Annotated in this window: 22 protein-coding genes and 3 pseudogenes; 11 read left to right on the top strand and 14 right to left on the bottom strand. The window is 71.5% G+C overall.

What is annotated here, in order from left to right; translation table 11 throughout:
* Positions 1–1,041 carry a zinc-dependent alcohol dehydrogenase family protein gene (locus IE311_RS20195; RefSeq protein WP_189833146.1) on the bottom strand — a complete coding sequence of 347 codons (1,041 nt, stop codon included), beginning with the start codon at positions 1,039–1,041 and terminating at the stop codon, positions 1–3.
* 176 nt (positions 1,042–1,217) lie between these two features.
* Here IE311_RS20195 and IE311_RS20190 point away from each other — a divergent pair, with 176 nt between their 5' ends.
* The 3 genes from IE311_RS20190 (at position 1,218) to IE311_RS20180 (ending at position 4,235) form a co-directional block, all read left to right on the top strand.
* Complete coding sequence (locus tag IE311_RS20190) at positions 1,218–2,654, top strand: MBL fold metallo-hydrolase RNA specificity domain-containing protein (RefSeq protein ID WP_189833145.1); 1,437 nt, start codon at positions 1,218–1,220, stop codon at positions 2,652–2,654.
* Positions 2,655–2,681: 27 nt separating this feature from the next.
* Positions 2,682–3,335, top strand: a complete 654-nt coding sequence (locus IE311_RS20185; RefSeq protein WP_189833144.1) for a CBS domain-containing protein — start codon at positions 2,682–2,684, stop codon at positions 3,333–3,335.
* Between the two features lie 225 nt (positions 3,336–3,560).
* Positions 3,561–4,235 (top strand): DUF4389 domain-containing protein, encoded by a 675-nt coding sequence (locus IE311_RS20180; RefSeq protein ID WP_189833143.1) that lies wholly within the window; start codon positions 3,561–3,563, stop codon positions 4,233–4,235.
* 278 nt (positions 4,236–4,513) lie between these two features.
* Here IE311_RS20180 and IE311_RS20175 read toward each other — a convergent pair whose 3' ends face one another.
* The 6 genes and pseudogenes from IE311_RS20175 to IE311_RS20150 form a co-directional block, all read right to left on the bottom strand.
* Positions 4,514–5,104, bottom strand: coding sequence for an Rv1733c family protein (locus IE311_RS20175; RefSeq protein WP_457853426.1), 591 nt, complete (start codon positions 5,102–5,104; stop codon positions 4,514–4,516).
* 44 nt (positions 5,105–5,148) lie between these two features.
* A complete protein-coding gene (locus tag IE311_RS20170; protein WP_189833141.1) occupies positions 5,149–5,652 on the bottom strand; it encodes a flavodoxin domain-containing protein in 504 nt (167 codons plus the stop codon).
* Positions 5,652–6,107 (bottom strand): Hsp20/alpha crystallin family protein, encoded by a 456-nt coding sequence (locus IE311_RS20165; RefSeq protein WP_189833140.1) that lies wholly within the window; start codon positions 6,105–6,107, stop codon positions 5,652–5,654. The genes IE311_RS20170 and IE311_RS20165 overlap by 1 nt, the downstream gene beginning before the upstream one ends.
* 273 nt (positions 6,108–6,380) lie before the next feature.
* A pseudogene (locus IE311_RS36775) lies at positions 6,381–6,524 on the bottom strand (hypothetical protein); the annotation flags it as partial.
* Positions 6,496–7,500, bottom strand: a complete 1,005-nt coding sequence (locus IE311_RS20155) for a universal stress protein (RefSeq protein WP_229902040.1) — start codon at positions 7,498–7,500, stop codon at positions 6,496–6,498. The pseudogene IE311_RS36775 and the gene IE311_RS20155, both read right to left, overlap by 29 nt.
* On the bottom strand, positions 7,497–8,402 hold the full coding sequence (locus IE311_RS20150) for a universal stress protein (protein ID WP_189833138.1): 906 nt from the start codon (positions 8,400–8,402) through the stop codon (positions 7,497–7,499). The genes IE311_RS20155 and IE311_RS20150 overlap by 4 nt, the downstream gene beginning before the upstream one ends.
* Positions 8,403–8,626: 224 nt before the next feature.
* On the opposite strand from IE311_RS20150, the gene IE311_RS20145 reads away from it, so the two are divergent.
* The gene (locus IE311_RS20145) at positions 8,627–8,914 is read left to right on the top strand and encodes a universal stress protein (RefSeq protein WP_189833137.1); all 288 of its coding nucleotides are present in this window, start codon (positions 8,627–8,629) and stop codon (positions 8,912–8,914) included.
* Here IE311_RS20145 and IE311_RS20140 read toward each other — a convergent pair.
* Together IE311_RS20140 and IE311_RS37450 are read right to left on the bottom strand one after the other, a co-directional pair.
* Positions 8,878–9,786 carry a universal stress protein gene (locus tag IE311_RS20140; RefSeq protein WP_189833136.1) on the bottom strand — a complete coding sequence of 303 codons (909 nt, stop codon included), beginning with the start codon at positions 9,784–9,786 and terminating at the stop codon, positions 8,878–8,880. The two genes, IE311_RS20145 and IE311_RS20140, sit on opposite strands and share 37 nt — an antisense overlap.
* 418 nt (positions 9,787–10,204) lie before the next feature.
* A pseudogene (locus tag IE311_RS37450) lies at positions 10,205–10,384 on the bottom strand (DUF1918 domain-containing protein); the annotation flags it as partial.
* A 247-nt stretch (positions 10,385–10,631) separates the two neighbouring features.
* Between IE311_RS37450 and IE311_RS20130 the strand changes: the two are divergent.
* From IE311_RS20130 to IE311_RS20120, 3 genes are read left to right on the top strand one after another with little or no spacing between them, the layout of a single operon-like run.
* Positions 10,632–11,297 carry a CBS domain-containing protein gene (locus tag IE311_RS20130; RefSeq protein ID WP_229902039.1) on the top strand — a complete coding sequence of 222 codons (666 nt, stop codon included), beginning with the start codon at positions 10,632–10,634 and terminating at the stop codon, positions 11,295–11,297.
* A gap of 37 nt (positions 11,298–11,334) precedes the next feature.
* Complete coding sequence (locus IE311_RS20125; RefSeq protein WP_189833134.1) at positions 11,335–12,015, top strand: CBS domain-containing protein; 681 nt, start codon at positions 11,335–11,337, stop codon at positions 12,013–12,015.
* On the top strand, positions 12,012–12,869 hold the full coding sequence (locus tag IE311_RS20120; protein ID WP_189833133.1) for a universal stress protein: 858 nt from the start codon (positions 12,012–12,014) through the stop codon (positions 12,867–12,869). The genes IE311_RS20125 and IE311_RS20120 overlap by 4 nt, the downstream gene beginning before the upstream one ends.
* A gap of 12 nt (positions 12,870–12,881) precedes the next feature.
* Here the strand turns inward: IE311_RS20120 and IE311_RS36765 are convergent, their stop codons facing one another.
* On the bottom strand, positions 12,882–13,103 hold the full coding sequence (locus tag IE311_RS36765) for a molybdopterin dinucleotide binding domain-containing protein (protein ID WP_229902053.1): 222 nt from the start codon (positions 13,101–13,103) through the stop codon (positions 12,882–12,884).
* A gap of 170 nt (positions 13,104–13,273) precedes the next feature.
* On the opposite strand from IE311_RS36765, the gene IE311_RS37100 reads away from it, so the two are divergent.
* The 3 genes from IE311_RS37100 (at position 13,274) to IE311_RS20105 (ending at position 17,194) form a co-directional block, all read left to right on the top strand.
* Entirely contained in the window at positions 13,274–13,396 is a 123-nt protein-coding gene (locus IE311_RS37100) for a hypothetical protein (protein ID WP_268257199.1), read from the top strand.
* Between the two features lie 121 nt (positions 13,397–13,517).
* The gene (locus tag IE311_RS20110) at positions 13,518–14,255 is read left to right on the top strand and encodes an ABC transporter ATP-binding protein (protein WP_189833132.1); all 738 of its coding nucleotides are present in this window, start codon (positions 13,518–13,520) and stop codon (positions 14,253–14,255) included.
* 2 nt (positions 14,256–14,257) lie between these two features.
* Positions 14,258–17,194, top strand: coding sequence for an ABC transporter permease (locus IE311_RS20105; RefSeq protein ID WP_189833131.1), 2,937 nt, complete (start codon positions 14,258–14,260; stop codon positions 17,192–17,194).
* 117 nt (positions 17,195–17,311) lie between these two features.
* Here IE311_RS20105 and IE311_RS20100 read toward each other — a convergent pair whose 3' ends face one another.
* From IE311_RS20100 to IE311_RS20090, 3 genes are all read right to left on the bottom strand, one after another.
* A complete protein-coding gene (locus IE311_RS20100) occupies positions 17,312–19,045 on the bottom strand; it encodes a SulP family inorganic anion transporter (protein ID WP_189833130.1) in 1,734 nt (577 codons plus the stop codon).
* Between the two features lie 492 nt (positions 19,046–19,537).
* Positions 19,538–20,737, bottom strand: a complete 1,200-nt coding sequence (locus IE311_RS20095) for an acyl-CoA dehydrogenase family protein (RefSeq protein ID WP_189833129.1) — start codon at positions 20,735–20,737, stop codon at positions 19,538–19,540.
* A gap of 290 nt (positions 20,738–21,027) precedes the next feature.
* A complete protein-coding gene (locus tag IE311_RS20090) occupies positions 21,028–21,228 on the bottom strand; it encodes a hypothetical protein (protein WP_189833128.1) in 201 nt (66 codons plus the stop codon).
* Positions 21,229–21,421: 193 nt separating this feature from the next.
* Between IE311_RS20090 and IE311_RS20085 the strand changes: the two genes are divergently transcribed.
* Positions 21,422–22,318, top strand: coding sequence for a siderophore-interacting protein (locus tag IE311_RS20085; RefSeq protein WP_189833127.1), 897 nt, complete (start codon positions 21,422–21,424; stop codon positions 22,316–22,318).
* Positions 22,319–22,407: 89 nt separating this feature from the next.
* Here the strand turns inward: IE311_RS20085 and IE311_RS20080 are convergent.
* Positions 22,408–23,929: pseudogene (locus IE311_RS20080) on the bottom strand (AfsR family transcriptional regulator); the annotation flags it as partial.

Below are 23,929 nucleotides of genomic sequence, written 5' to 3'. Positions count from 1 at the left end.
CTAGGCGCCGCTGAGCACGACTTTGAGGGCACCCGTGTCCGCCGCGCGGCCGAATTCGTCGTATGCCTCCTCCATCTGTCCCTGCCCGAAACGATGGGTGATCAGGGAGGACGACGGCAGTCGCCCTGCCGCCATCATGTGCAGCAGCATGGGGGTGGACGAGGTGTCCACGAGCCCGGTCGTGATGGTGACGTCCTTGATCCACAGGTCTTCGAGGTGAAGGACCGCGGGCTTGCCGTGGACGCCGATGTTGGCGACCCGGCCGCCGGGCCGGACCATCCGCGTACACATCTCGAACGACTCCGGAACACCGACGGCCTCCATGACGACGTCGGCGCCGAGGCCGTCGGTCAGATCCGCGACGAGCTCTTCGGGGCCTTCTCCGGCGTTCACGGTGGTGTCCGCGCCGAGGGCGCGGGCGGCAACCCGGCGGGACTCGACGAGGTCGACCGCGACGATACGGCCCGGGCTGTAGAGGCGCGCCGTGATGACGGCGGCGAGGCCGATGGGGCCCGCGCCGACCACGACCACCGTGTCGGCGGGGCTCACCGCGCCGTTCAGCACACCCACCTCGTAGGAGGTGGGGAAGATGTCGGCGAGCAGGACGGCGTCGGAGCTGTCGATCGAGTCGGGCAGCGGGTGGACGGACAGGTCGGCGAAGGGTACGCGGACGTACTCGGCCTGCGTGCCGTCGACGGTGTGGCCGAGGATCCAGCCACCGCCGCCGCGGCACTGTCCGTAACGGCCCTCGCGGCAGAAGCGGCACCTGCCGCAGGCCGTGATGCAGGAGATCAGGACGCGGTCCCCCGGCCGGACCGTGCGGACGTCGCTCCCGGCCTCCACCACCGTGCCGACCGCCTCGTGTCCGAGCACCCGGCCGGGCGTCACCTCCGGGACGTCCCCCTTCAGAATGTGCAGGTCCGTGCCACAGATCGTGACGGCGTCGACCCGCACGATCGCGTCGGCGGGATCCTCGATCCCCGGGTCGGGAACCTCCTTCCAGGCGATCCGTCCCGGGCCCTGGAAGACAAGTGCCTTCATGGCACCCACCCACTTCCTGTCGCGCTGCGCCGCGGTCCCCGTCCACCAGGCTCCGTCCGGTACTCGGGCGCCACATGGGCCGGTCGGTCCCCCGATGTGCCCGTACGGACTCTCGGGGCCGGCCACGTCCGGATGCGAAGGTGGAAGTCGGTACACGTTCCGAAGGAGGAACGGCCATGTCCGAGGCAGCCCCGAATTCCGCTCCCAGGACCCCCCGACCGGCTCTGCTCAGCTTCCTGGGGGGCGTGGGGACGGTCACCGGCAGCAAGTTCCTGGTCGAGAGCGACCATGCGCGGATCCTCCTCGACTGCGGTCTCTTCCAGGGTTTCGCGAAGCTGCGACACCGCAACTGGGAGCGGTTCGCCCGCGACACCGCGGACGTCGACGCGGTGGTCGTCACCCATGCCCACCTGGACCACTGCGGCTACCTGCCGCGCCTGGTGCGGCAGGGATTCCGGGGACCGATCCTGGCCAGCGCCCACACCGCCCGGCTCGCCGGGATCGTGCTGCGCGACAGCGCACGGCTCCAGATGGAGGCCGCCCGGCACGCCAACGAACACGGCTGGTCCAAACACCGCCCGGCCAAACCGCTCTACGACGACTCGGACGTCGAGAAGACCCTGGCGTTCTTCGACCCCGTGACCGTCGGCGAGGACGTGGAGATCATGGCCGGCACCCGACTGACACTCCACCACGGCGGACACATCCTCGGCTCCGCATGGGCCCACCTCACGCTGGAGGACGGCCACACCCTGGCCACCTCCGGGGACCTGGGCCGCCCGGGGCACCCGCTGCTGCTGCCACCGGAGCCGTTCTCCGGCGCCGACGTCCTCCTCATGGAGTCCACGTACGGCGACCGGCACCACGACCAGGACTCCGCCCGTTCGGAGTTCGCCTCCGTCATCGCCCGCGCCCTCGCGCGGAACGGCACTGTCGTCGTCCCGGCCTTCGCGATCGACCGGACCGAGGTCGTCCTGCACGAACTGGGCCGCCTGCGCGACACGGGCCTCCTGCCCCGTTCGGTGCCCGTGTACGTGGACAGCCCCATGGCACTCGCCGCGCTGGACGTCTACCAGGACGCCGTACGCGAGCGCTCCGCCGAGCTGCGGCCCGAGATCCTCGCACGGGGAGAGGGGGCGCTGAGCCCGGAGCCGTTCCTCGCGGCACGCACGGTGCAGGAGTCCGTCGACATCAACAGCACGCACGGACCCGCCGTGATCGTCTCCTCGGCCGGCATGGCCACCGGCGGCCGGGTCCTGCACCATCTGCATCGCCTTCTCCCGGATCCGCGCAATGCCGTGGTCGTGGTCGGCTTCGCGGCGGCCGGCACCCGGGCGCGAGACCTGGTGGACGGAGTCCGGACGCTCAAGATGTTCGGCGAGTACGTGCCCGTGCGGGCCGAGATCGCCGACGTTCCCCACTTCTCGGCCCATGCCGACGCGGGACAGATCATCGACTGGCTCCGTGGGCTCCGTGGCACTCCTCCCCCGCACACCACCTACCTCGTCCACGGCGAACCGGCGGCGTCCGAGACGTTGCGTGATCGCATCGACCGGGAACTCGGCTGGACGGCCGTCGTACCCCGCTCCGGGGAGGCCGTCCTGGTCCGCTGACCCGGTCCCTCGGTCAAGGAGAGAGCCATGACACCTCAGCCGTTCACCGTCGCCGACGTGATGACCAAGAAAGTCGTCGCGGTCCAGCCCGGCACCGAGTTCAAGGAGATCGTCACCGCCATGGAGCGGTGGAAGGTGACGGCCGTGCCGGTCATCGAGGGCGAGGGCCGCGTCGTCGGTGTGGTCTCCGAGGCCGATCTGCTGCTCAAGGAGGAGTTCCACGACCACCGCCTCGGTCTCGTCGAACAGATGCGACGACTCGACGCCACGGCGAAGGCCGGTTCTCGCCGGGCCGAGGACCTGATGACCTCGCCCGCGGTCACCGTCGCTCCCGAGGCGTCCCTGCCCCAGGCCGCCCGCCTCATGACCTCCCACCACGTCAAGCGGCTGCCGGTCGTCGGCGCGAGCGGAACGATCCAGGGGATCGTGAGCCGGTCCGACCTCCTCAAGGTCTTCCTCCGCCCGGACGAGGATCTCGCCGCCGAAGTGCGGCGCGACGTCGTCGAGCACCTTTTCCCGCTCTCTCGGCACCGGGTCGACGTCCGTGTCGACGCCGGAGTGGTGACGCTGTCCGGCGAGGTCCGCGACAGCGCGCTCATCCCGCTCGCAGCCCGCCTGGCCCGCGCTGTCGAAGGCGTGGTGGACGTACGGTGCGAGCTCACCGCCCAAGCCCGGACGTAACCATGTCCGACCGTGTCGGCGCAGGTCATGGGTCACGGGTCCACCGTGCATGCCCGAAGCATGTCCCAGGTGACCACCACCGACCTGTGCGAGGTCACGAGGGCGCTCTCGTACCTGCGACAGGACATGCGAGCCCCGGCCGGCTTCGGCCTCTTCGTCCGCGACCTCCCCCGGCGAAGACGTGGTCACGTACGAAGACGACGACCTGACGAGGAAGTGAGGACCATGGACACCCCGAGCGCCCCGCACCCTTCCGTGGCGGTGACCGCCGAACTCGACAAGCCGCTGTCGCGCTGGTTGTGGCTGTTCAAGTGGATCCTGGTGATCCCACACTGGATCGTGCTGATCTTCCTCTGGGTCGCCTTCTTCGTGGTGACGGTGATCGCGTTCTTCGCCGTCCTCTTCACCGAGCGCTTCCCCCGAGGTCTGTTCGACTTCAACCTCGGCGTGCTCCGCTGGTCCTGGCGCGTCTCGTACTACTCGTACGGCGCGCTCGGCACCGACCGCTACCCGCCCTTCAGTCTGGGCCCCGAGCCCGACTACCCGGCCCGGCTCGACATCGCCTACCCGGAGCGGCTCTCCCGCTCGCTGGTCCTGGTCAAGTGGTGGCTGCTCGCCATCCCCCAGTACCTCGTGATCGCCTTCTTCACCAGCGGCATGCACGCAGGATGGTGGAGCAGCGGCCTGATCACCCTGCTCACGCTCATCGCGGGCTTCACCGTGACCTTCAGCGAACGCTATCCGCGCGACCTCTTCGCCCTGATCGTCGGCCTGAACCGCTGGGTCCTGCGGGTCGCCGCCTACGCGAGCCTCATGACGGACACCTACCCGCCCTTCCGCCTCGACCAGGGCGGCGAGGAGCCGACGGCCGGGACCGATCGGTTCGCGAACGCCGGCTGACGGCGCCGCTCGGCGCGCCGCAGCTCGTCCATGCCCCGCACCAGGACCGGGAACGCCGCGACGAGCAGATGACCGCGAGGATCACCGCCCAGCCGGGAGCTACCGCCGCACCTCGTTCGTCCATGAACGGCGAGGCGTCGGGCGGCCTCACCGGCCGAAAGGCCATCCGGTCCCGTGGCGAGTTCACGACCCAGCCGGGCAGCGGTTCACTGGGATCGAAGGGCAACGCCTCCGTGGAGGCAGCGGTCCGGTGCGTGGTTGCGCGGCCGCCGGCATGCTCAGTCACCGCCGTCCCCCGCACCGCTGCCGCGACGGAGTCTCCCGGACCATACGGGTTCCACCTGCTCCCACTCGCGTTCCCAGGCCGCGAGCCGTTGGCCTTCGGCCCGCCGCCGTACGAGGAAGACCACGGCGGTGCCCGTCACTCCGACCACACCCGCCGCTGCCGTTCCGCCGGAGAGGGAGGTGAAGGCGCGGTCCGCGGCACTGCCCGGAGGCGGGGTCGGGGCTCCTGCGTCGTCCACCCGGATCGTCACAGCGCGGCCCTTGGGTGTCTGCGACGGAACGTTGACGGTGCCGGACCGACGGACGTGCTCGGGCTGCTCCCACACAGCCGGCGCGACGGCCTGCGGTGTGGAGCCGAACCTCGTGGCGACGGGTGGGGCCTTGGCCGGCCCTGTGGTCGTCGCGGTCACCCGATGACTGTGGACGGCACGTTCTCGGTCGGACTTGGCCCCTGCCGTCCACAGCCTCCCGGCAGCCACAGCACCGCAGATCAGAGCGATCATCAGCACGAAGACCGGAGCGGCGCGCCTCGCGGGTCTCCCGAGCGGGGCGGTCCCGCTCCCCGGCGGCTCGTGGTGGAGCATGCCGCACCTCCCGTCGGGGTGGGCCGGCCTGTCAGAGGCCCGATTCAATGGTTGGCGCCGAGTTCCGTTCCGATGTGGTGGGCCCACGCCTGGATGCGTTCCGGATTGCGGAAGTCGCCGCCCTTGCCCCCGCTCACCATGTGCCGGGCGACCGGGTCCGACGTCTCGGCGGTCATGGCCCCGCCGAAGGTCATGTGCTCGCGGGCACCGAGCTTCTTCATCCGCCGGGCGACTCCACGTACGGGCGGGATGTCGTGCTCGTCCGCGGACGTGTCGACCGGGCCGCTGCTGAAGAGCCACAGCGGCCGGTGCCTGAGCTGTTCGGCGTTGCGCCGGGCGCAGCGCCGGGCCTTGCCGGTCCAGTGCCCGGCGTAGAGGGCTCCGCCGAGGACGACGCCGTCGTAACCGCTCACGTCGGTGACGGTGTCGGCCGGCAGGACGACAGCGTCGAAGCCGTCGTCCCGGAGCGCCCTGCCGATCTCCTCGGCGATGCCGGCAGTCGCACCGGCCTTGCTGCCGTACGCGACCAGGACACGCTTGGTGTTCATCACGCCGCTCCCTCGTCCGGCTTGTCGATCCGCTTCACCGGAATGGTCCGGACGGAGGTGGTCTCCTCGTCGGGCATCGGGACGCGCACGGTGAGAATGCCGTCCGCGTACGACGCCTCGACACCGTCGGCGGGGATCGTGGCCGGGAGGCGCACGGTCCTGCGGAACGATCCGTAGCGGAACTCCGAATGCTCCTTGTCCTGTTCGCTCTCGCCGTGCTCCGCGGTCACCGTGATGAGGTTGTCGTCGACGGTGATGCCGATGTCGTCGTCGGGGTCCATCCCCGGCAGCTCGGCCCGCAGCACGTACACGCCGTCACCACTGGTCACCTCCACAGGAATGGAGTGGGCGGCCGTCGCAGGGCGCCACCCGGGCAGCCCCGGGAACTCCCTGTCGAACCAGTCGTTGAAATCGGGGAAGCGGCTGTGCCTGCGTTCCACCTTGCCTCCGGCCATTGCTCTGCTCCTCATGTACGGGGCCCAGGACGGTCGCCGTGGACCCGAGTCGGTGCGGACAGGCGGCGGATCGGGTTGCGGAGCTCGGTCCGACTCCACAACCCACTCTTCCACCCACGAGGTCGCGTGACGCAGTGCCCAACGGGGCTGTCCGACGGGGCCGAACGGGCCGCACCGGGAGGGGACCGACCGGCCCATGGCACCACGCCGCGGGTGCCGGTCCTCCGCGGTCGCGCTGCTCCGCACCGCCACCTCGGGCGACTGCCGGCCGATCTCCTGGGCCGGCCGCTCGTATGCTGCCGGCACCGCGTTCCGCAGGAGGGTGGGCAGCGGCTCCGCGAGGAACAGGGCACGGACGGCCGCCCCCACCTCGTCGAGCGGAGCTCCCTCATGCGGTCGGTCGATCTGTGCTTCCACTCGACGGCGGAGGCCTGAGCCGAGCAGCTCCTCGTACGCTTCGGCGGTGGATCGGGGCAGCGGGCACGGGCCGGTCGGCCGTGCCGGACCGGGGCCGGTCGGTCCATGCCGGGTCGCCGGTCCGGCGCTCGCGTTGCGGGAGGGGGACGGTGATCACCGGACACGGGGCACGGTGCAGCAGGCCGTGCACCGTCGAACCCAAGCGCATGCCGGAGTAGCCGCCACGGCCTCTGCGACCGATCACGAGAGAGAGGGATTCCTGGGACGCCAGGGCGAGTTGTTCGACCGGGTGTCCCCGCAGGACCTCTTCGGAGATAGCGACGTCCGGATACCTCTCCGCCCAGCCCGCCACCGATTCGGCGAGCAGACGACGCCGCTCGGCCAGGCCCTCCTCACCGTCGTCGTGGGCGAGGACGGACCGGGGCCAGACCCATACGGCCCGCAGCCGTGCCTCGCGGAGGCTCGCCTCCTCGACGGCGAAGGCGACCGCGGCCCGCGAGGACTCGCTTCCGTCCACGCCGACGACGACGGTCGGTGGGTGCACGGCGGTGTGCTCGGGCGCCCGGACCACGACGACGGGGCCGTCGGCCCGCGCCACGAGGGGGACGACCACGGAGCTCTCGCTGAAGGTCTCGGTCACCCTGCCGAGACGACGCGAGCCCACGACGACGAGTGCGGCGTGCTGCGCCATGTCACGCAGCACGGTCGCCGGCACACCGTTCACCCGTTCCGTAGCGATCCTCAGGCCGTGGTGCAGTTCTCGGACGAGGTCCTCGGCGTTGGTGATCGCCGACTGCGCGCGGATGCTCAGGGCTCTCTGGCGGGCGAGTGCGTCGTACCGGAGACCGTTGTGGGCGGGTGGTACGGCAACGACCAGCCGGAGCGCCAGCCCTCTTCGTACGGCCTCGTCGGCGGCCCATACGAGAGCGGGGACCGACTGCTCCCCGGGGTCGACTCCGAGCAGTATCTCGCTCACGTCTCCTCGACCCGGGTGGCGAAGGCTGGTGGGACGATCTCCACCGGGCATTGGGCGTGGTGGAGCAGGACGTGGGCGACGCGCCCCAGGGACGGGCCTGCGCCCAGGGCGCGGTGTTCTCTGCCCACCACCAGCAGATCGGTGTGGGCACTGGCCTCCACCAGGATCCCGGGCGTGCTCGTGCCCGTCTCGACGTGATGGCTGACGATCAACTGGGGATAGAACTCACGCACGAGGTCGGCGAGCGACTTGATCTCCTGCACGCGTTGCCGCGCGATCCCGTCGAGGTCGTCCAGCATGGTCGCGACGCTGCCGACGTGGGTGAGTACGTTCCACACGCTCACCAGCCGCAACGCCGCCTTGCGGGCGTCGGCCTCGGCGGCCGCGAGGAGCAGCCAGCCCAGATCCGAAGCACCGTGCACGGCCGCTGTCACGGAGCCCGACGCGGGACGGTCACCGTCCCCACGCACCACGATCACGGGAACTTCGGCGCGGGCCGCCACACCCAGACCGATGGATCCGAGCATGAGTGCGGAGAATCCGCCGAGCCCCCGGTTCCCCACCACGATCGTGCCCCGGTGGCCGGCGGCCGCACGAAGACCGGCGACCGGCTCCTGACGGTTCAGCTCCTTCGTGACGGCAAGGTCCGGAAAGCGGTCACGGACCGCACGCGCGGTCTCGGTCAGCAGGTCACGACCCGCTTCACGCACCGCCTGGATCGTGTCGGCATTGGCGAAGAGGGCCCGCCGGTCGGTGTCGGCGGCGTGGACGAGATGCAGCGCCCGCCCCCGTCGGTCCGCCTCGGCGGCGGCCCAGAGCACGGCTGTGCGCGCGGAGGGGGATCCGTCGACTCCCACGACGACAATGCCGAGCTCCGGTCGGGCGGGGGTCTCACTTGTCATGGCTCCTCCTCCGGGGTGGACCCGAGGCTCGGGAGCGCGTCCCGAGGGGCGACATCTCCCAGACTGGCATCGTGGCGGGCCTCCGCGGGATGGGCCGTTCGGCCCTGATCGCGACCTGCCCGGCCCTGCTGCGGGGAGAACGGAGATACCAGCCTTGGTGCTGAGTGCACTGCTCGATCCGGCCCACGGCCGGAACGAAGCGGACACGACTGAGGAGGACGGCCATGACAGCCCAGGTCACCGTCGGTCTGGACGGCTCGGAGGAAAGCCTCGCCGCCGCGGCTTGGGCGGCGACGGAAGCGGTGTTGCGCGAAGTGCCCCTCCGGCTGGTGCACGTGGAGGAGTGGCCGAACACCCCGGAGTTGCCCGCACCGCACACCCGCACCTTGGCCGAGCGGGCCGAGGGCCTGTTGCGGGACGCGGCGGCCGAGGTCGCTCGTGGCATGCGAAGGACACGGGTCACCGGCCGTGTTCGTCACCGGTCTCCTTCCGCGGTCGCCGGAGCCCGCTGAGGAACGACGGCGACCGGACACGAGGCGTGGTGCAAGGCACGGTGGGCGACCCTGCCGAGCTCCAGGCCGACGAGCCCGCCCCGGCGTCCGGCGCCCACGACCAGCAGGTCGGCGGCGGCGGAGCGCTCGGTCAGCACTCTGTGGGCGGGGCCCTCGACGGTGCTCCTGCGCAGGCGCACCCGGGGATGTTCGGACGCCGCGGCCTCAAGGGCCTTGTCGAGCAGTTCGGAGGCCCCTTCCGTGAAGTAGGCCGCCCCGGCGCGTCTCATCAGCAGGTTGTCGGCCGGTTCATGGGCCTGCCGTCGCCAGGCGCGGACGACGTCGAGTTCCGCGTCGCGGACAGCCGTCTCGCGGAAGGCGAACCGCACCGCCGGCGAGTCCACGTCGCGCTCTCCGATGCCGAGCAGGACGCGCCCGTGGCGTGCCTCCAGGGCGTGCCGGTCTCCTCTGACGACGACGACCGGGCAATGAGCTCGGGCGGCCACGACGAGACCGACGGATCCGAGCAGGAGGTCGGCGAACTCGCTGCGCCCCCGTGACCCGACGACGAGGAGTGCGCCCTCTCGGCCCTCCCTGAGCAGCGCGGTGGACGCGTCCTCGGCGAGGACGTCCGTGGTGACCGGGAGGTCGGGTGCGCGGCGCCGGGCGCGTTCGGCCGCGATGGCGGCGATGTTCTCGGCGAGGATCTGGCCCGAGGGTCGGTCCGCGCTCCAGGGCGGCACGACTCCCTCGTACCGTTCCCACATCGACGCATGGACGATACGGAGGGGGACCGCGTGCCGTACCGCTTCGTCGACGGCCCAGTCCACGGCCGTGAGACTGGCGTCGGACCCGTCGACGCCCACCACTCCTACCACCAGGGGCGATTCCATCGTGCCCACCGCCTTCCGGGTCGTGAGGTGGCTTGCCACCACGCTCGCAGCCGTCCGGACGTGCTGGGTAGGGCCGGTCGGTCCCGTGCGCGGCCCACTCGGACCAGGTGTGGCGGCGACGTGGAGACACGACGGGAGGAGGGGGCCATCCTCGGCTCGCGCATCCTGATCGCGTAGTGCGCGGCTCGGAGCCGCTTCCCCGCGTCCCTCTGGCGGTCCCTTCCTCACCGTCAGGAAAGCATCGGGAGACGGGCCGTGCCAGGGCTGCCCGGGTCCCGACGCGCCCCTTTCGGCCCTTGTCCTCCGCCGCTCTGGCCGGCCGAGGGGCGAGTGGTCGGCGTGGTGTCCGAGGCGGCGGAGTTCACGACCGCGTAGCGGTCTTCACGGCTCGGGCCTCTCTCGTGCCGTGCGGCGGGAAGTGCTGGACCCGTGCGTCGGGGCCGGGGAACACCAGGGTGACCCGGCCCGTGTCCGACCATCGGACGTCGAAGGGCGGAGTGCCGTCCGGATGGTGCAGTCCGACGATCTCACCGTCACGTCCCTCGTCACCGACCGTGGCACCGCCCACGATCAGCCGGTCGCCGACGCGAGCCCACAACCAGGCGCGAGGCTTCTCCCGGCCCTGCCGTTCTCCGGTCGCAGTCATGGTTCTCGCCTCCTGGCACGATCGCCCGGTCACGGTCCTCCCGAGACGGGCTCTCCCGCCTTCTCCACCGTGCGTCCCGGCCGGCCGACCTCCATAGGGGCCAACGGTCCCGGACGGGGACCGTTCGGCACTGCCCCGGGTGTGCTTCGCACAGCAGAGTGAGATCTGGGGCGGCCTCGTCACGCGAAGGAGAACCGTCATGAAGCACCGTACGGTTTTCGAGGTGATGCCCCCCGACGTGGTCACCGCAGCCCCCGAGACCCCGTTCAAGGAGATCGCCCGGCTCTTCGCCGACCACGACGGCTCGGCGGTCCCGGTCGTCGACGCCGACCGGCGGCTGCTCGGTGTGGTCTCGGAGGCCGACCTTCTGCGGTCGAGCGCTGAGCTCCCCGGCCTGGAGGGCCGTCGGGCGGGCGTCCGGCTGCTGTCCCAGGAGCGAGGGCTGCCCGATGCGGAGACGGCTGCCCAGCTGATGACCTCGCTGGCCGTCACGGCTCGGGCGAACTGGAACCTCGTCGAGACGGCCCGGACGATGCAGCGCAAAGCTGTGAAGAGACTGCCCGTGACCGACGAGACCGGTCGGCTCGTCGGGATCATCAGCCGTAGCGACCTGTCGCGGCCCTTCCTGCGCAGTGACACCGCGATCCGTGACGAGATCGAGCACGACGTCCTGGCCGACACGAATCGATCGAACGGTTCGTCGCGAGCGTCGGAGAGCCGCTCAATCCCGAGGCCGTGCACTGGGGGTGCGCTGGGGCCGGGAGGCACTCGGGCTTCCGGTCCACGACACCTGGTGGCAGACCGAGACCGGCGCCATCATTTCCGGCCCTCGACACCTGGGACGGCTGCGCCGATCGCCTGGTGACCGATGCCGGTGCGTCCGCGCGAGGAAGGAGAGGGAGATGCGCCACCGCAGGATCGACCAGCTGATGACCCGTGAGGTGGTGAGCGTGCGCGGTGACACACCGTTCAAGGAGATCGTCCGTACGCTCTCGCAGCACCAGGTGACCGCTGTACCCGTGATGGACGGCGACGGCCGGGTCGTCGGGGTGGTCTCGGAGGGTGATCTGCTGCGCAAGACCGCCGACCAGGCAGCCACACCGAGTGGCATGCCGGCCGTGCCGGACCTGGAGACATGGGAGCGGGCGAAGGCCGAGGGAACGCGGGCCGAAGAGCTGATGTCCGCCCCCGCGGTGTGCGCCCGCCCGGAGTGGACCGTGACCGAGGCGGCACGGCTGATGGAGGTCCAGAGGGTGAAACGGCTCGTCGTCGTCGACGGCGACGACCACCTGCTGGGCATCGTGAGCCGGCGTGACCTTTTGGGCATCTTCCTCCGCGAGGATGACGACATCCGTCGGGAGATCGTCGGGGACGTGCTCGGTGACACCCTGCGTCTCGAACCGGCCGCCCTTGCCGTCGAGGTGCACGACGGGCGGGTGGAGCTGCGTGGGAGGTTGCCCTTCCGCGGCATGTCGACCGCGATCGAGCGCATGTGCTCCACGGTGGACGGCGTGGTCTCCGTCTCCGGCACCCGTCTCACGTACGACGTCGACGACACCGAACGAGGAGGTGGACGATCATGACGCGGAGCATCGTGGTCGGCCTGGACGGCACGGAACAGGCAAAGGCAGCCGCGGAGTGGGCGGCCGAGGAGGCGCTGCTGCGCGGCACGGACGTGCATCTGGTGCACGCGGCGGAACCGGTACCGGAGGCCGCTCTATCGCTCCTGAAGTGGGAGTCCGAGGAGCCGTGGGCCAGGGAGATGATGGCGCGCACCGCCGGTGAACTGCGTGAGCGCCATCCCGGCGTGTCGGTGACCTCGCAGGCGCTGCCCTCGGGGCCCGTTCCGGGTCTCGTCGCCGCGGCCGAGGAGAGCGATCTGCTCGTCCTCGGCTCACGGGCGCTGGGCAGCGTGGCCGGATACCTGCTCGGGTCGGTCGGCCTGACGGTCGCCGGTGTCGTCGAGCGTCCCGTCGTGCTCGTACGGGCCGTCAGCGCCGCAACCGCTCCACGGGGACCCGTCGTGGTCGGGGCCGACGTGCGGCAGCCCGTGGACTCCGTGCTGGGCTTCGCCTTCGAGGAAGCGGCGCGACGGCACACCCAGGTCCTCGTCGTCTACGTACAGCAGCTCCCGCTGCACGCGGGCATGGGGCCCGCGATGGTCCCGGACTTCAGGCTCTCCATGGTTCCGGAGATCAAGCGTTCGCTGGAGGACATGCTGGAGCCCTGGCGGGCGAAGTGTCCCGACGTCGATGCGGTCGCCCGCGTGGCAGTCGGATCGGCCGGACTCGAACTGGTGGCGGTCGCCCGGGAGGCCTCCCTCGTGGTCGTGGGCCGGCGTACCCGCCACTCGAAGCTGGGGGCGCACATCGGCAGCGTGGCCCATGCGGTGCTGCACCACAGCCCGGTTCCCGTGGCCCTCGTGCCCCACGCCTGAACCCGGTACCGCTCAGTCGTCCGACACCGCCGGACGCAGCCGAACCGCCGTGACCTTGTACTCCGGACACGAGGTCACGGTGTCGGCGTGCTCCGAGGTGAGGGAGTTGACGCCGCTGACCGGGAAGTGGAACGCGCAGAAGACCTGCCCGGGAGCGAATTCCGTTCCGACGTGGGCGACGAGTCGCGCCCGTCCGTGACGGCTCTCGACGGTGACCGGGGTGCCGTCCCCGATACCGAACCGGGCGGCGTCCTCCGGGTGCAGGGTCCAGACGGTCGGAGGCGTCGAGAAGAAGGTTGCCGCCTCGCCGGGGCATGCTCCCGGAGTTGTAGCGGGCCCATCGGCGCCCGGTGACGAGCACCAACGGATAATCCTCGTCCGGTTCTTCGCCGGGCGGTAGACAGGTGGCTGCCGACACGTGGGCGAGTCCGTGGGGATTCGTCCTCCTCGCCGTCACCGCGACCGGCGCGGGCACCCTGGCCACCACCGCTGTCCGGCGACACGCCCGGGCGACCGCGGACGCCTGATCGCGGCTGCGAAGACCACCTGTGCAGGCTTCCCGGATACCCGGCGATTGGGCCGTTCGGCCCGATTCGGGGCCTGGGTGGCCGTAGCCACCGGTTCTCTCCGGGGGCTGGTATGGAAGACATGAACGCCGACCGCCCACTCCTCGTCGCCGGCGGGGTACGCAAGATCTACCGGACGGGCTCCGTCGAAGTCGCCGCCCTGATCGACCTGGATCTCGTCGTGCGCCACGGGGAGATGGTGGCGGTCATGGGCCCGTCCGGCTCCGGAAAGACCACGCTCCTGAACTGCCTGTCCGGTCTCGACGACATCGACGCCGGCCGGGTGGAGGTCGACGGCCACGACCTGTTCGCGATGTCGGACGCGGCGCGCACGGAACACCGGGCCCACACCATGGGGTTCGTCTTCCAGGCGTTCAACCTCATACCGGTCTTCTCCGCGGTGGAGAACGTCGAACTGCCCCTGTTGCTCGTGGGCACGCGTCCGCGTGAAGCGCGTCGCAGGGCTCTGGAGATACTCGACCGGGTGGGCCTCGGCCACCGGGTCGAGCACCGGCCGAGCGAGATGTCCGGCGGTGAACAACAGCGGGTGACCATCGCACGCGCCCTCGCCGGGCGGCCCGCCATCGTGTGGGCGGACGAGCCCACCGGGAACCTCGACAGCTCGATGGCCGGCCAGGTCATGGACCTGCTGTGCGAACTCAACCGGGACGAGGACCAGACCATCGTCCTGGTCACCCACGACAGCGCCATCGGCGCCCGCGTGCCCCGACTGATCCGGATGCGCGACGGGCAGCTGGTCGACGACGTCCGCCAGACCGTCACGGACCCGGTCCCGATCCGCGACGCACCGTTGGGCTGACCATGTATCCGAACCTCCTCGTCCCGCTGCTCACCGCCCTGGTGCTCGCCCTCGCGGCCCTGGTCGTGGTCGCCGTCCGGCAGCCGGTGTCACGGCGGCTGGCCTTCCGGCAGGTCGCCCGCCGGCGCACCGAGGCCGCGCTGGTGATCGGCGGTTCGATGCTCGGAACGGCCATCGTCATCGGGGCCCTGGTCGTCGGCGACACCCTGAACTTCTCCGTGCGCCAGGAGGCGTACCGGACCCTGGGACCGGTGGACGAGCGCGTCGTCGCACCCCCCGGACCGACCGCGCGCGCCGTCACCGAACGACTGGCCGACCTGGCGGGCGATCCCGACGTCGACGGCGTCCTGAACGCCCGGGCCACCCAGGCATCGGCCGTCAGCACCGCCGACGACCGCACGGCCGCGGAACCGCGCGTCCTGGCCTGGCAGATGGACTTCGACAAGGCCGCACGCTTCGGCGCGCCGGGTGGAGACTCCGGTCTCGGTGGGGCGAACCCGAAGCCCGGCCAGGTCGTGGTCAACGAGCCGCTGGCCCAGTCCCTGAGCGTGGGCGCCGGGGATCCGGTCACGGTGTACCTGTTCGGGACACCCCAGACGTACGAGGTCGAGCGTGTGGTGCCGGAGCGGGGTCTGGCCGGAGTGGGCCTGGGCGGCAGGCTGAACCGCGACGTGTTCCTGCCACCGGGAGCCTTGGACTCCGCAGCCCGGGCCGCCGGTGCGGAGCCGCGCTCGGTCACCTTCGTGTCCAACCGCGGCGGCGTCGAGAGCGGCGAGGCCCTCACCGACCGGGTGACCACCGACATTCGGCAGGCATTGGGCCCGCTCGCCGGGCAGACAGCGATCGAGACGCCGAAGCAGACGGTCCTCCGCGACGCCAAGCAGGCCGGGGACTCCCTCGGAGCCCTGTTCCTCATGATCGGCAGTTTCAGCATCATCGCCGGCGCGCTGCTCCTGGTGAACATCTTCGTGATGCTCGGCGAGGAGCGGAAGTCGCAGATGGGCATGGTGCGAGCCGTGGGGATGAAGCGCTCGCGCCTTGTCGGGTCGTTCACTCTCGAAGGGGCCACTTACGCGCTGTTGTCCGCGCTGCCGGGAGTGGCGCTCGGGGTTGCCGTCGGCTGGGGCGTCGCCGTGGTGGCGGCGCAGATCTTCCAGGGCTGGTCGGTCGGCGGAAGTAGCCTCCGCATCGTGTTCGCCCTCACCCCCACCAGCGTCCTCAACGGACTGGCCATGGGGCTGCTCATCGCCTTCGCCGCGATCCTGGCGACGAGCGTGCGCATCAGCAGGTTCAACATCATCGCCGCGATCCGCGACCTCCCCGCCACGCCCGGCCGGGGCACACGCCGCCGTCTCCTCGCGGTCTCCACAGCCCTGGCCGTCCTGTGCGCGCTCGTGGCCGTCCCGGCCGTGGCGCGCAGCCAACCCGACGCGACCTACCTCATGCCGGCACTCGCACTCGCCTTCGCCACTCCTGCTCTGCTGCGTGTCCTCCCTCGTCACACGGCGACCACCCTGGTCGCGGGAGCTGTCCTCGCCTGGACGCTGCTGGCACCTGTCATCCGCCCCCGGATCTTCGACACCCCCTCGATGTCCGTGTACGTCATCCAGGGTGCCTTGGCCGCCTTCTCCGCCGTGGTGCTCGTCAGCAACAACCAGAAGACGTTGCTACGCCCCGTACGACGACTCCTCCAGCGCCCGACGGAGGGCGGCCTGGCGGCGCGGCTCGCCGTCGCGTATCCGCTGGCCAAACGCTTCAGGACAGGAGCGACGCTGGTGATGTACACCCTCATCGTCTTCGTCCTCGTCCTCCTGACGGAGATCTCGGGCATCATCCGCGCCGGCGTCGACGGAGTCGTCTCCGATGCCACCGCCGGATACTCCCTGCGACTGGACTACAACCCACAGGTCGCCGGCGACCGGCTCCTCTCCGATCTCCGCGGCGGCCCGTCGGCCGCCGGGATCGCCGCCGTGACACCGCTGCTCAACGCCACGGGGCGGGCCACCGATCCGGGACACCGCAGCCCTCGACCGCTGGACGCCGCCGTCGTCGGCGTGCCCGACGAAGCGATCACCGGAATCACGTTCCGGGAACGTCTGCCCGGCCTGAACAACGACGCCGCCGTGTGGCAGGCCCTCGCCTCCGACCCCCGCTACGTCGTGCTCGACGGCTTCTTCGGCAGCACCGGCGGCCCGGCCGGCGACTACTACGACCCCGGGGACACCCTCACCCTGACGGACACGCGTACGGGCCGCAGCGAACAGAAGGTCATCGCCGGCGTGCTCAGCAACGGACTGGTCTTCTACCCGGGCACCGGCGCCAGTTCGACCACCTACCCCGTCGTGGCGAGCGAGAAGGCGACGCGCGAGCTCTTCGGCCCCCAGGCACAGAACGCCTCCGCGCTGGTGAGAACCAGCCCCGGAACCCCGCCCGACGCCCTGGCGACCCAACTGCAGGGCGAGCAGCTCTCGGCCAGCCTGGTGGCCACGCCGATCGAGTCGGACATCCGCCGCCAGTTCGACTCCAGCACCGCCTTCTTCCAACTCATGCAGGGCTTCCTCGCCCTGGGCCTCGGCGTGGGCATCACCGGCCTCGGCGTCGTCATGGTCCGGGCCGTGCGCGAACGCCGCCGCACGATCGGCATCCTGCGGGCCCTCGGCTTCCGGGCACGGACGGTCCAACGGTCCTTCCTGTGGGAGAGCTCCTTCATCGCCGTGGAGGGAATCGTCCTCGGGTCACTGCTGGGCGTCCTCACCACCTGGCTGATGTACAGCAACAGCGCAGCTTTCGAAGGCCTCGAAGGAGGTTTCCCGGTCGAATGGACGAGTATCTGCGCCCTGGCCGCAGCCACCTTCGCCGCGTCGCTCCTCGCCACGATCGGACCGGCCCGCCGAGCCGCCGCCATCCGCCCGGCGCTCGCGGTCCGCGTCACCGAATGAAGGGCACCCCGTCCGAGCGGAACGCGCCTGCCCATCCCTCCTCGGCGTCCGAGCGGCTCCACCGAGCGGCGGACCTCCTCCCGGAATCGGCAACTCTCCTACACCACAACGAGGTTCCTACTCAGGAGAACCGTCGTCGCGGGTGCGGTGCCAGTCCCCGTACGCGGCCACCGCCGTGGGCAGTGTGGGGAAGATCAGATCGGCACCGACCGAATCGGTCAGCCCGTAGGCGTCGAGGTCGTCGAGCAGGTCCTGCTTCACACGCGCCAGGGCGAACACGATGCCGCGCCCGGACAGTTCGCGACGCAGCTCATCGACGGAGTCCAGTGCGGTGATGTCCACCTCCACATTGGCCTCGGTATTGAGCACGAACCAGTGGACGGGCCCGGACTGCTCCGCGACGGCGGCCAGTGCGCGGCGCCGGAAGTTCTCCGCGTTGGCGAAGAACAGGGGCGAGTCGTATCGGTAGACAAGCAGCCCAGGAATGGTGCGAGCCTCCGGATAGTCGTCGACGTCGTGCATGCCGGCCACGCCGGGCACCAGCCCCTGGACGGCATCGTGCGGGCGCGCCACCCGAGTCAGAAGCTCGGCCACCGACAGACCGACCGCCACCAGCACCCCGTACAGAATGTCCAGGGACAGCACGCCGCACAGACAGCCGACGGCCAGCAGGAGTTCTCTGAGACGGAAAGAGGCCAGCCGCCGGAAGCCCGCCAGGTCGATCATCTTGACGGCGGCATAGATGACCAGGGCGCCCAGCACGGCGACCGGGGTCAGGCTCAGCAGCGGGCTGAGGAACAGCAGTACGGCGAGAACGGCCGCGCCGGCGGTCAGCGAGTACACCTGGCTTCGCGCGCCGGTGGAGTCCGCCAGCGCCGTGCGGCTGGCACTGCTGCTCACCGGGAACCCGCTCAGGAGGCCCGCGCCGAGGTTCACGGCACCCAGGGCCAGCAACTCCTGGTTGGCGTCCAGACGCCCGACCTCGTCGCCGGCGGCGAAGGCACGCGCGGTGAGGATGACATCCGTGTAGCCGACGAGGAGGATCCCGAGCGCCGGAACCATCAGACGGGACAGCTCGTCGAAGTCCGGCAGTGCCGGATGGGGCAGCCCCGCCGGCACCGCTCCGATCACGGCGATGCCGTGATCGTCCAGGCCGAACGCCGCCACTGCCACGGTTCCGAGCCCGACCACCACCAGTGGCCCAGGCACCGCGTGCAGGAAGAGCGGAAGGGCGCAGAGGAGAAAGAGGGCGGTGCCTGCGAGGGCGATGGTGGCCGGTTGGACCTCGGGCAGGTTCCGTGCGAAGGACACCAGCTGCGGAAAGAAGCCTGAACCGGTGGGGCTCACGCCCGTCGTCTTCGGCAGCTGATCCACGATCATGATCAGTGCCACACCCGCGAGATAGCCGACCAGGACCGGCCGTGAGAGGAGGTCGGCGAGGAAGCCGAGCCTGGCCGCCCATGCCACCAGGCACAGCAGCCCGACGGCGACCGCCAGCGCGGCCGCCAGGACGGCGTATCGCCCAGGGTCCCCGGCGGCGAGCGGCGCGACGACGGTGGCGGTCATCAGCGCGGTCGTCGACTCCGGCCCGACCGACAACAGCCGCGACGAGCCGAGCAGCGCGTACAGCACCAGCGCGGGCAGAATCGCCCACAGCCCGGCGACGGGCGGCAGCCCCGCCACGGTCGCGTATGCCATGACCTGTGGCACGAGATATGCCACGACGGTCACTCCCGCCAGCAGATCGCCGCGCAGCCAGGAGCGCTCGTAGCGGGCGAGGGCAGCGATGCCCGGCGCTCCAGGTACCCACCGGCGCCACCCCGGATCGCCGGATCGGGCGTGCTGCGACATGAGGCTCCTCTCCCCCGCCGCTTCAAGACCTCACCGACTCTGTCACGGCCGCGAGAGCCGAAGGTCCCACCACGCCGCCACCGCTTCGGGACGTGACCGCCACGGCGCCCGCCGGCACGAACGCCGGGCCGGACGGCTGAAACCCGTAGCCATCTTGGAGCCGCTCCACGCAGGTCGTGAACCTGCGCCGGTCGACGGGCTCGACACAGCCCCACCTTCCTGGCTCTGGTCACGACTGTGCCCACTGCGCCGGTAGGTGATCCCGTCCGGATGACATCGGGTCCGAGCGCGCGCCGGGCGGCGTCGTCCCGTCGGCGTCAAAGTACTGCCGGACGTGGGCCGGCAGCCGGTCCTGGCGCCGGCCCCGCGCCGGCCGGCCCATCCGGCCGGCGCCGGCAACGGAGCGATCAACGCCCACGACTCATCCGTCAGTTCATGTCGACGCCCCCCGAACGGAGCAACGACCGATCGACTTCACGGACACGCCACGCCCTAGCGGCGGACCCGGGGCATGCCCAGGCCGATCCAGGAGATGATCTCGCGCTGGATCTCGTTGTTGCCGCCGCCGAACGTGAAGATGACGGCCGAGCGGTAGCCGCGCTCCAGTTCGCCGTGGAGGACCGTGCCCGCCGAGCCCTCCTTGAGGGCTCCCGCCGCGGCGACGACCTCCATGAGGGCCGCATAGGCGTCGCGGCGGGCCTCGGAGCCGTAGACCTTGACGGCCGAGGCGTCCTGCGGGGTGAGGGTGCCGTGCTGGACGGCGTTCACCATCTGCCAGTTGAGGAGTTTCATCGCGTCGAGCCGGGCGTGGGTGCGGGCCAGGGTGCGGCGTACCCAGGGCAGGTCGATGACGCGGCGGCCGTCGGCGAGCGGGGTGGCGGCGGCCCAGCGCTGTACGTCGTGGAGCGCCCGGATCGCCATCGTGCCGTGGGCGGCCAGGGTGACGCGTTCGTGGTTGAGCTGGTTGGTGATCAGGCGCCAGCCCTTGTTCTCCTCGCCGACCCGGCGCGAGGCCGGTACCCGGACGTTGTCGTAGTAACTGGCGGTCGTGTCGTGCGAGGCCAGGGTGTTGATGATCGTGCAGGAGTAGCCGGGGTCGCTCGTCGGGACCAGCAGCATCGTGATGCCCTTGTGGAGCGGTACGCCCTCCTCGGGCGTGGCCGTGCGGACCGCGAGCCAGACCCAGTCGGCGGTGTCGCCGTTCGTCGTCCAGATCTTCTGGCCGTTCACCGTGTACGTACCGGTGGTCTCGTCCCCGTCCCGTACCGCGCGGGTCTTCAGGGCCGCCAGGTCGGTGCCCGCGTCCGGCTCGCTGTAGCCGATGGCGAAGTCGATCTCGCCGGAGAGGATCCGCGGCAGGAAGTACGCCTTCTGCTCGTCGGTGCCGAAGCGCATGATCGTCGGTCCGACCGTGTTCAGCGCCATCAGCGGCAGGGGCACACCCGCCTGCGCCGCCTCGTCGAAGAAGATGAACTGTTCCATCGGGGTGAGCCCCCGCCCCCCGAACTCGGTCGGCCATCCGACCCCGAGCCAGCCGTCGCCGCCGAGCCGCCGCACGGTCTCCCGGTAGAACCGCTTCTGCGCGGCCGGGTCCGCGTAGCGGGTGTGGACGTCCTCCGGGACCAGCTCGGCGAAGTACGCGCGCAGTTCGGCGCGCAGGCGGTTCTGGGCGGGCGTGTACTCGAGGTGCATGGGGGCCTCCCGTGGCGGCGGTCCTGCGGCGTCCTCGGTGCGGTGCGACGCGCGACGGCGGCCACGGTAGAACGTGTTCCATAAATGCGGAAGTCTCGGGGCGGGCCGAGTCGGGGCGGGTGCCTCGGTTCCGGACGTCCGTCGGCCCCGGTCGGTACGACCGACCGGGGCCGACGAGGTACTGCGGTCACTTCGAGGTGGCTCGATACTTCGAGGTGTCGAGGAGAGGATTCCGAGGATCGGGCCGATGCCGTCGGGCCGAAGCCGACCGGTGTCTTGGCCGGGCCGGCCTACGGCAGGAGCTCGTCCATGGAGGCACGACCCTTTTCCGCCATACGGCGTTCCGCCCAGGCGAGGGTCTTCGGATTCACGTCACGGCCGGAGGCGAGAACCAGGTCCTCCGGCGTGAATTCGCCCTCCGAACCGGCGTGCAGCAGCCGGTCGGGCGTCGGGAAGTCCCCCAGGGACGTCTTGTCGGGCTCAGCGTTCATGCCGCCTCCTACGTGTTCTTCCGGCACTGGCCATTCTCGTGTCCGGCCACGCCGAGCGCATCCGGGCGGCGCGTCGGGCCACGGCCCGCCGTGCCCCGCTCCGCGCTCCGCCCCGTGTCGACGCGGTGTCGGTCCGGTGTCGACGGGGCCCGGGAGGGTGGGAGGACACCCCCGCCCGACACCAGGAGCCCCGATGCCCCAGCCCTCGCCACGGTCCGAGCCCGCACACGCACCCGCGCCCCTGCCCCTGCCCCTGCGGCTCCTCCGGGTGGTCGCCAACCGCCTCATCACCCCCCGCATGCGGCGCGTCACTCTCGGCGGATCCGATCTCGAAGGCTTCACGACCGCCGGGCCCGACCAGCAGGTGAAGCTGTACTTCCCCCGTTCGGGGCAGACCGAGCCCGTTCTGCCCGCCCCCGGCCCCGACGGGGACGTGATGCGCTGGTACGCGTCGTACTCGGCACTCCCCGAGGCCACGCGGCCGTGGATGCGGAGCTACACCCTTCGGGCTCACGATCCGGCCGCCGGGACCGTCGACATCGACTTCTTCCTCCACGGGGGCGCGGGAGACCCCGACGGCGAGGGGCCCGCGACCCGCTGGGCGCGGTCCGCGCGGCCCGGGGACGCGGTCGGCATGTTCGGCCCGTCCGCCGTCTTCGCGACGCCGGTCGACCCGGGCTCCGGCGACTGGACGCTCCTGTACGCCGACGCCTGCGCCCTGCCCGCACTCGCCACCGTCGTGGCCGCGCTGCCGCCCGGGCAACGGGCCGTCGCCTACGTCCACGTCCCGGACGCGGCCGAGGTGCAGCCCCTGCCCACGGCCGGGCAGCTGACCGTACGCCCGCTGTACGGCGACACCTCGGCCGTCGAGGTCGTGCGGGCCGACCCGCTGCCGGACGGACGGCCGTACGTCTGGCTGGCGGGCGAGGCCTCGGCCGTCCGGGCTCTCCGGCGCCACCTCGTGGAAGAGCGCGGCGTCGACCGGCAGGCGGTGCACTTCACCGGGTACTGGCGCCGCCGCCTCACCCAGGACGACGCGCCGACGACCGAGGATCTCGCGGAGGCACGGGAACGCCTGGCGGCCGGCTGAACGGGGCGTGAGGCGGGCGGCGGACAGGGAACCGGCCGGCAGGGGAAGGCCCGCCGGCACCGCCGGCTCGGCTGACCGCTCCCGACGGATCAGACGTCGTCCGGAGCCCCTCCCGGGTCGCGGACGAGCGCCGCCGCCGCGTGAAGCGTGAGCCCGGCACCCTCCGCGTGGTGGCGGGCGTACGTCTCCGGGGCCAGGTGCTTGCGCAGGGCTTCCTCGGCTCGCGCTCTGATCCGGTCCTCCGTATCGCGGGTGAACGGACGGAAGCCGCCGCCCCCGTCGGATCCCGCGTGGGCGTCGTACGCGCCGAGGAGCCGGGTCCCGGCCACGGCGTCACCTGCCCCGCCCCGCCCGCCGAGGGCCCAGGCGGCCGTCGCGAACTGGGCGGCGACCAGGTACGGGGCGACCATGTGGGCGAGGGTCTCGACGTCCGCGACGGCCCGGGCCAGCCGCCCCACCGCCCGGTCGTACGCACCGTCCAGGCAGTCGAGCCAGGCCCACGTCCCGCCCGCGAGGCCCCAGAACAGTGCCGGGGTCACATCTCCGAACTCGCCCTCGAGACGGGAGAGCTGAGCACGGGCGAGGCCGGTGCGCCCGGTGTGCCCGTAGTGCTGGGCGAGCAGCAACCGCGCGGAGCCGGCCGCCTCGGCGCCCCACTCCCCCGCCTCCTCGGCGGCTTCGGCCAGGAGCTGTTCGGCCGCCGGGTCGCCTTCGGGGCGGAGCCGGAGCCGTACGGCCGCGAGGCGCGCGGTGTAGAGGGGCACCTGCGAGCGGGCGCCGACACGGGCGGCGGCGTCCGAGGCCCGCTCGAAGTCGGCGGCGGCCTCGGCGAGCCGGCCCGCACGCTCATAGGCCTCACCCCGGGCCGCGAGGCATTCCGCGATGCCCCAGGGGTCGCCGGCCGCCTCGAAGAGCGCGAGCCCCTCGGCCGCGTCCTCGGGGCCGTGGCCGGCGAGTTTGGCCCGGACGAGAAGGGCGAAAGCCAGGTCCCAGCCGGGGGCATGCACCCGGCAGGCGTCGACGATGGCCGTGAGGGCCTCGTCGAGACGGGTGAACTCCCCGTTCATCAGGCGGGCGTAGTACCACATCGTCCCCGGCTGTCGGCAGGTCTGGGGAAGGCCGGGGCGGTACGCCGAGACGAGGCGGGTGAGCCGGGCGCGGGTCTCCGGGTGCTCGAGGGCGGTGGCGCCCCGGCCTCCCTGGGTCGCGACCGCGTAGAGGTGACCGCCGCGCCGGGCCTCGTGGAGACGCTCGCCGGTCCACGGCGGAGGAACGTCCACGCACCGCCCGGTGAGCGGCCCGGCGGCGAGGACGGGTTCCCCGAAGGGGTCGGGGCCGAGGCGGCAGGCCTCCACGGCCCAGGTCCGGGCGTCGGAGTGGTGATTGCGCAGCTGCCAGAACCAGCTCAGGGAGTGGACGAGGCAGAGCACCTCGTGTTCGTCACCGAGTGCGAGGGCCGTTCGCAGCGCACCGCGGAGGTTGTCGTGCTCCCGCTCGAGGAGGGCGATCGCGGGGACCTGTCCGGCACCGCGCAGTTCGGGGTCGGTGCGTCGGGCCAGCTCGCGGTAGTACGTCAGATGGCGCCGCTCGACCGCCGCCCGCTCCCCGGAC

Origin of the sequence: Streptomyces zaomyceticus (assembly GCF_014656215.1) — a bacterium.
GTDB classification, from domain to species: domain Bacteria; phylum Actinomycetota; class Actinomycetes; order Streptomycetales; family Streptomycetaceae; genus Streptomyces; species Streptomyces zaomyceticus.
This window is presented reverse-complemented; position numbering and strand designations above follow the sequence as displayed.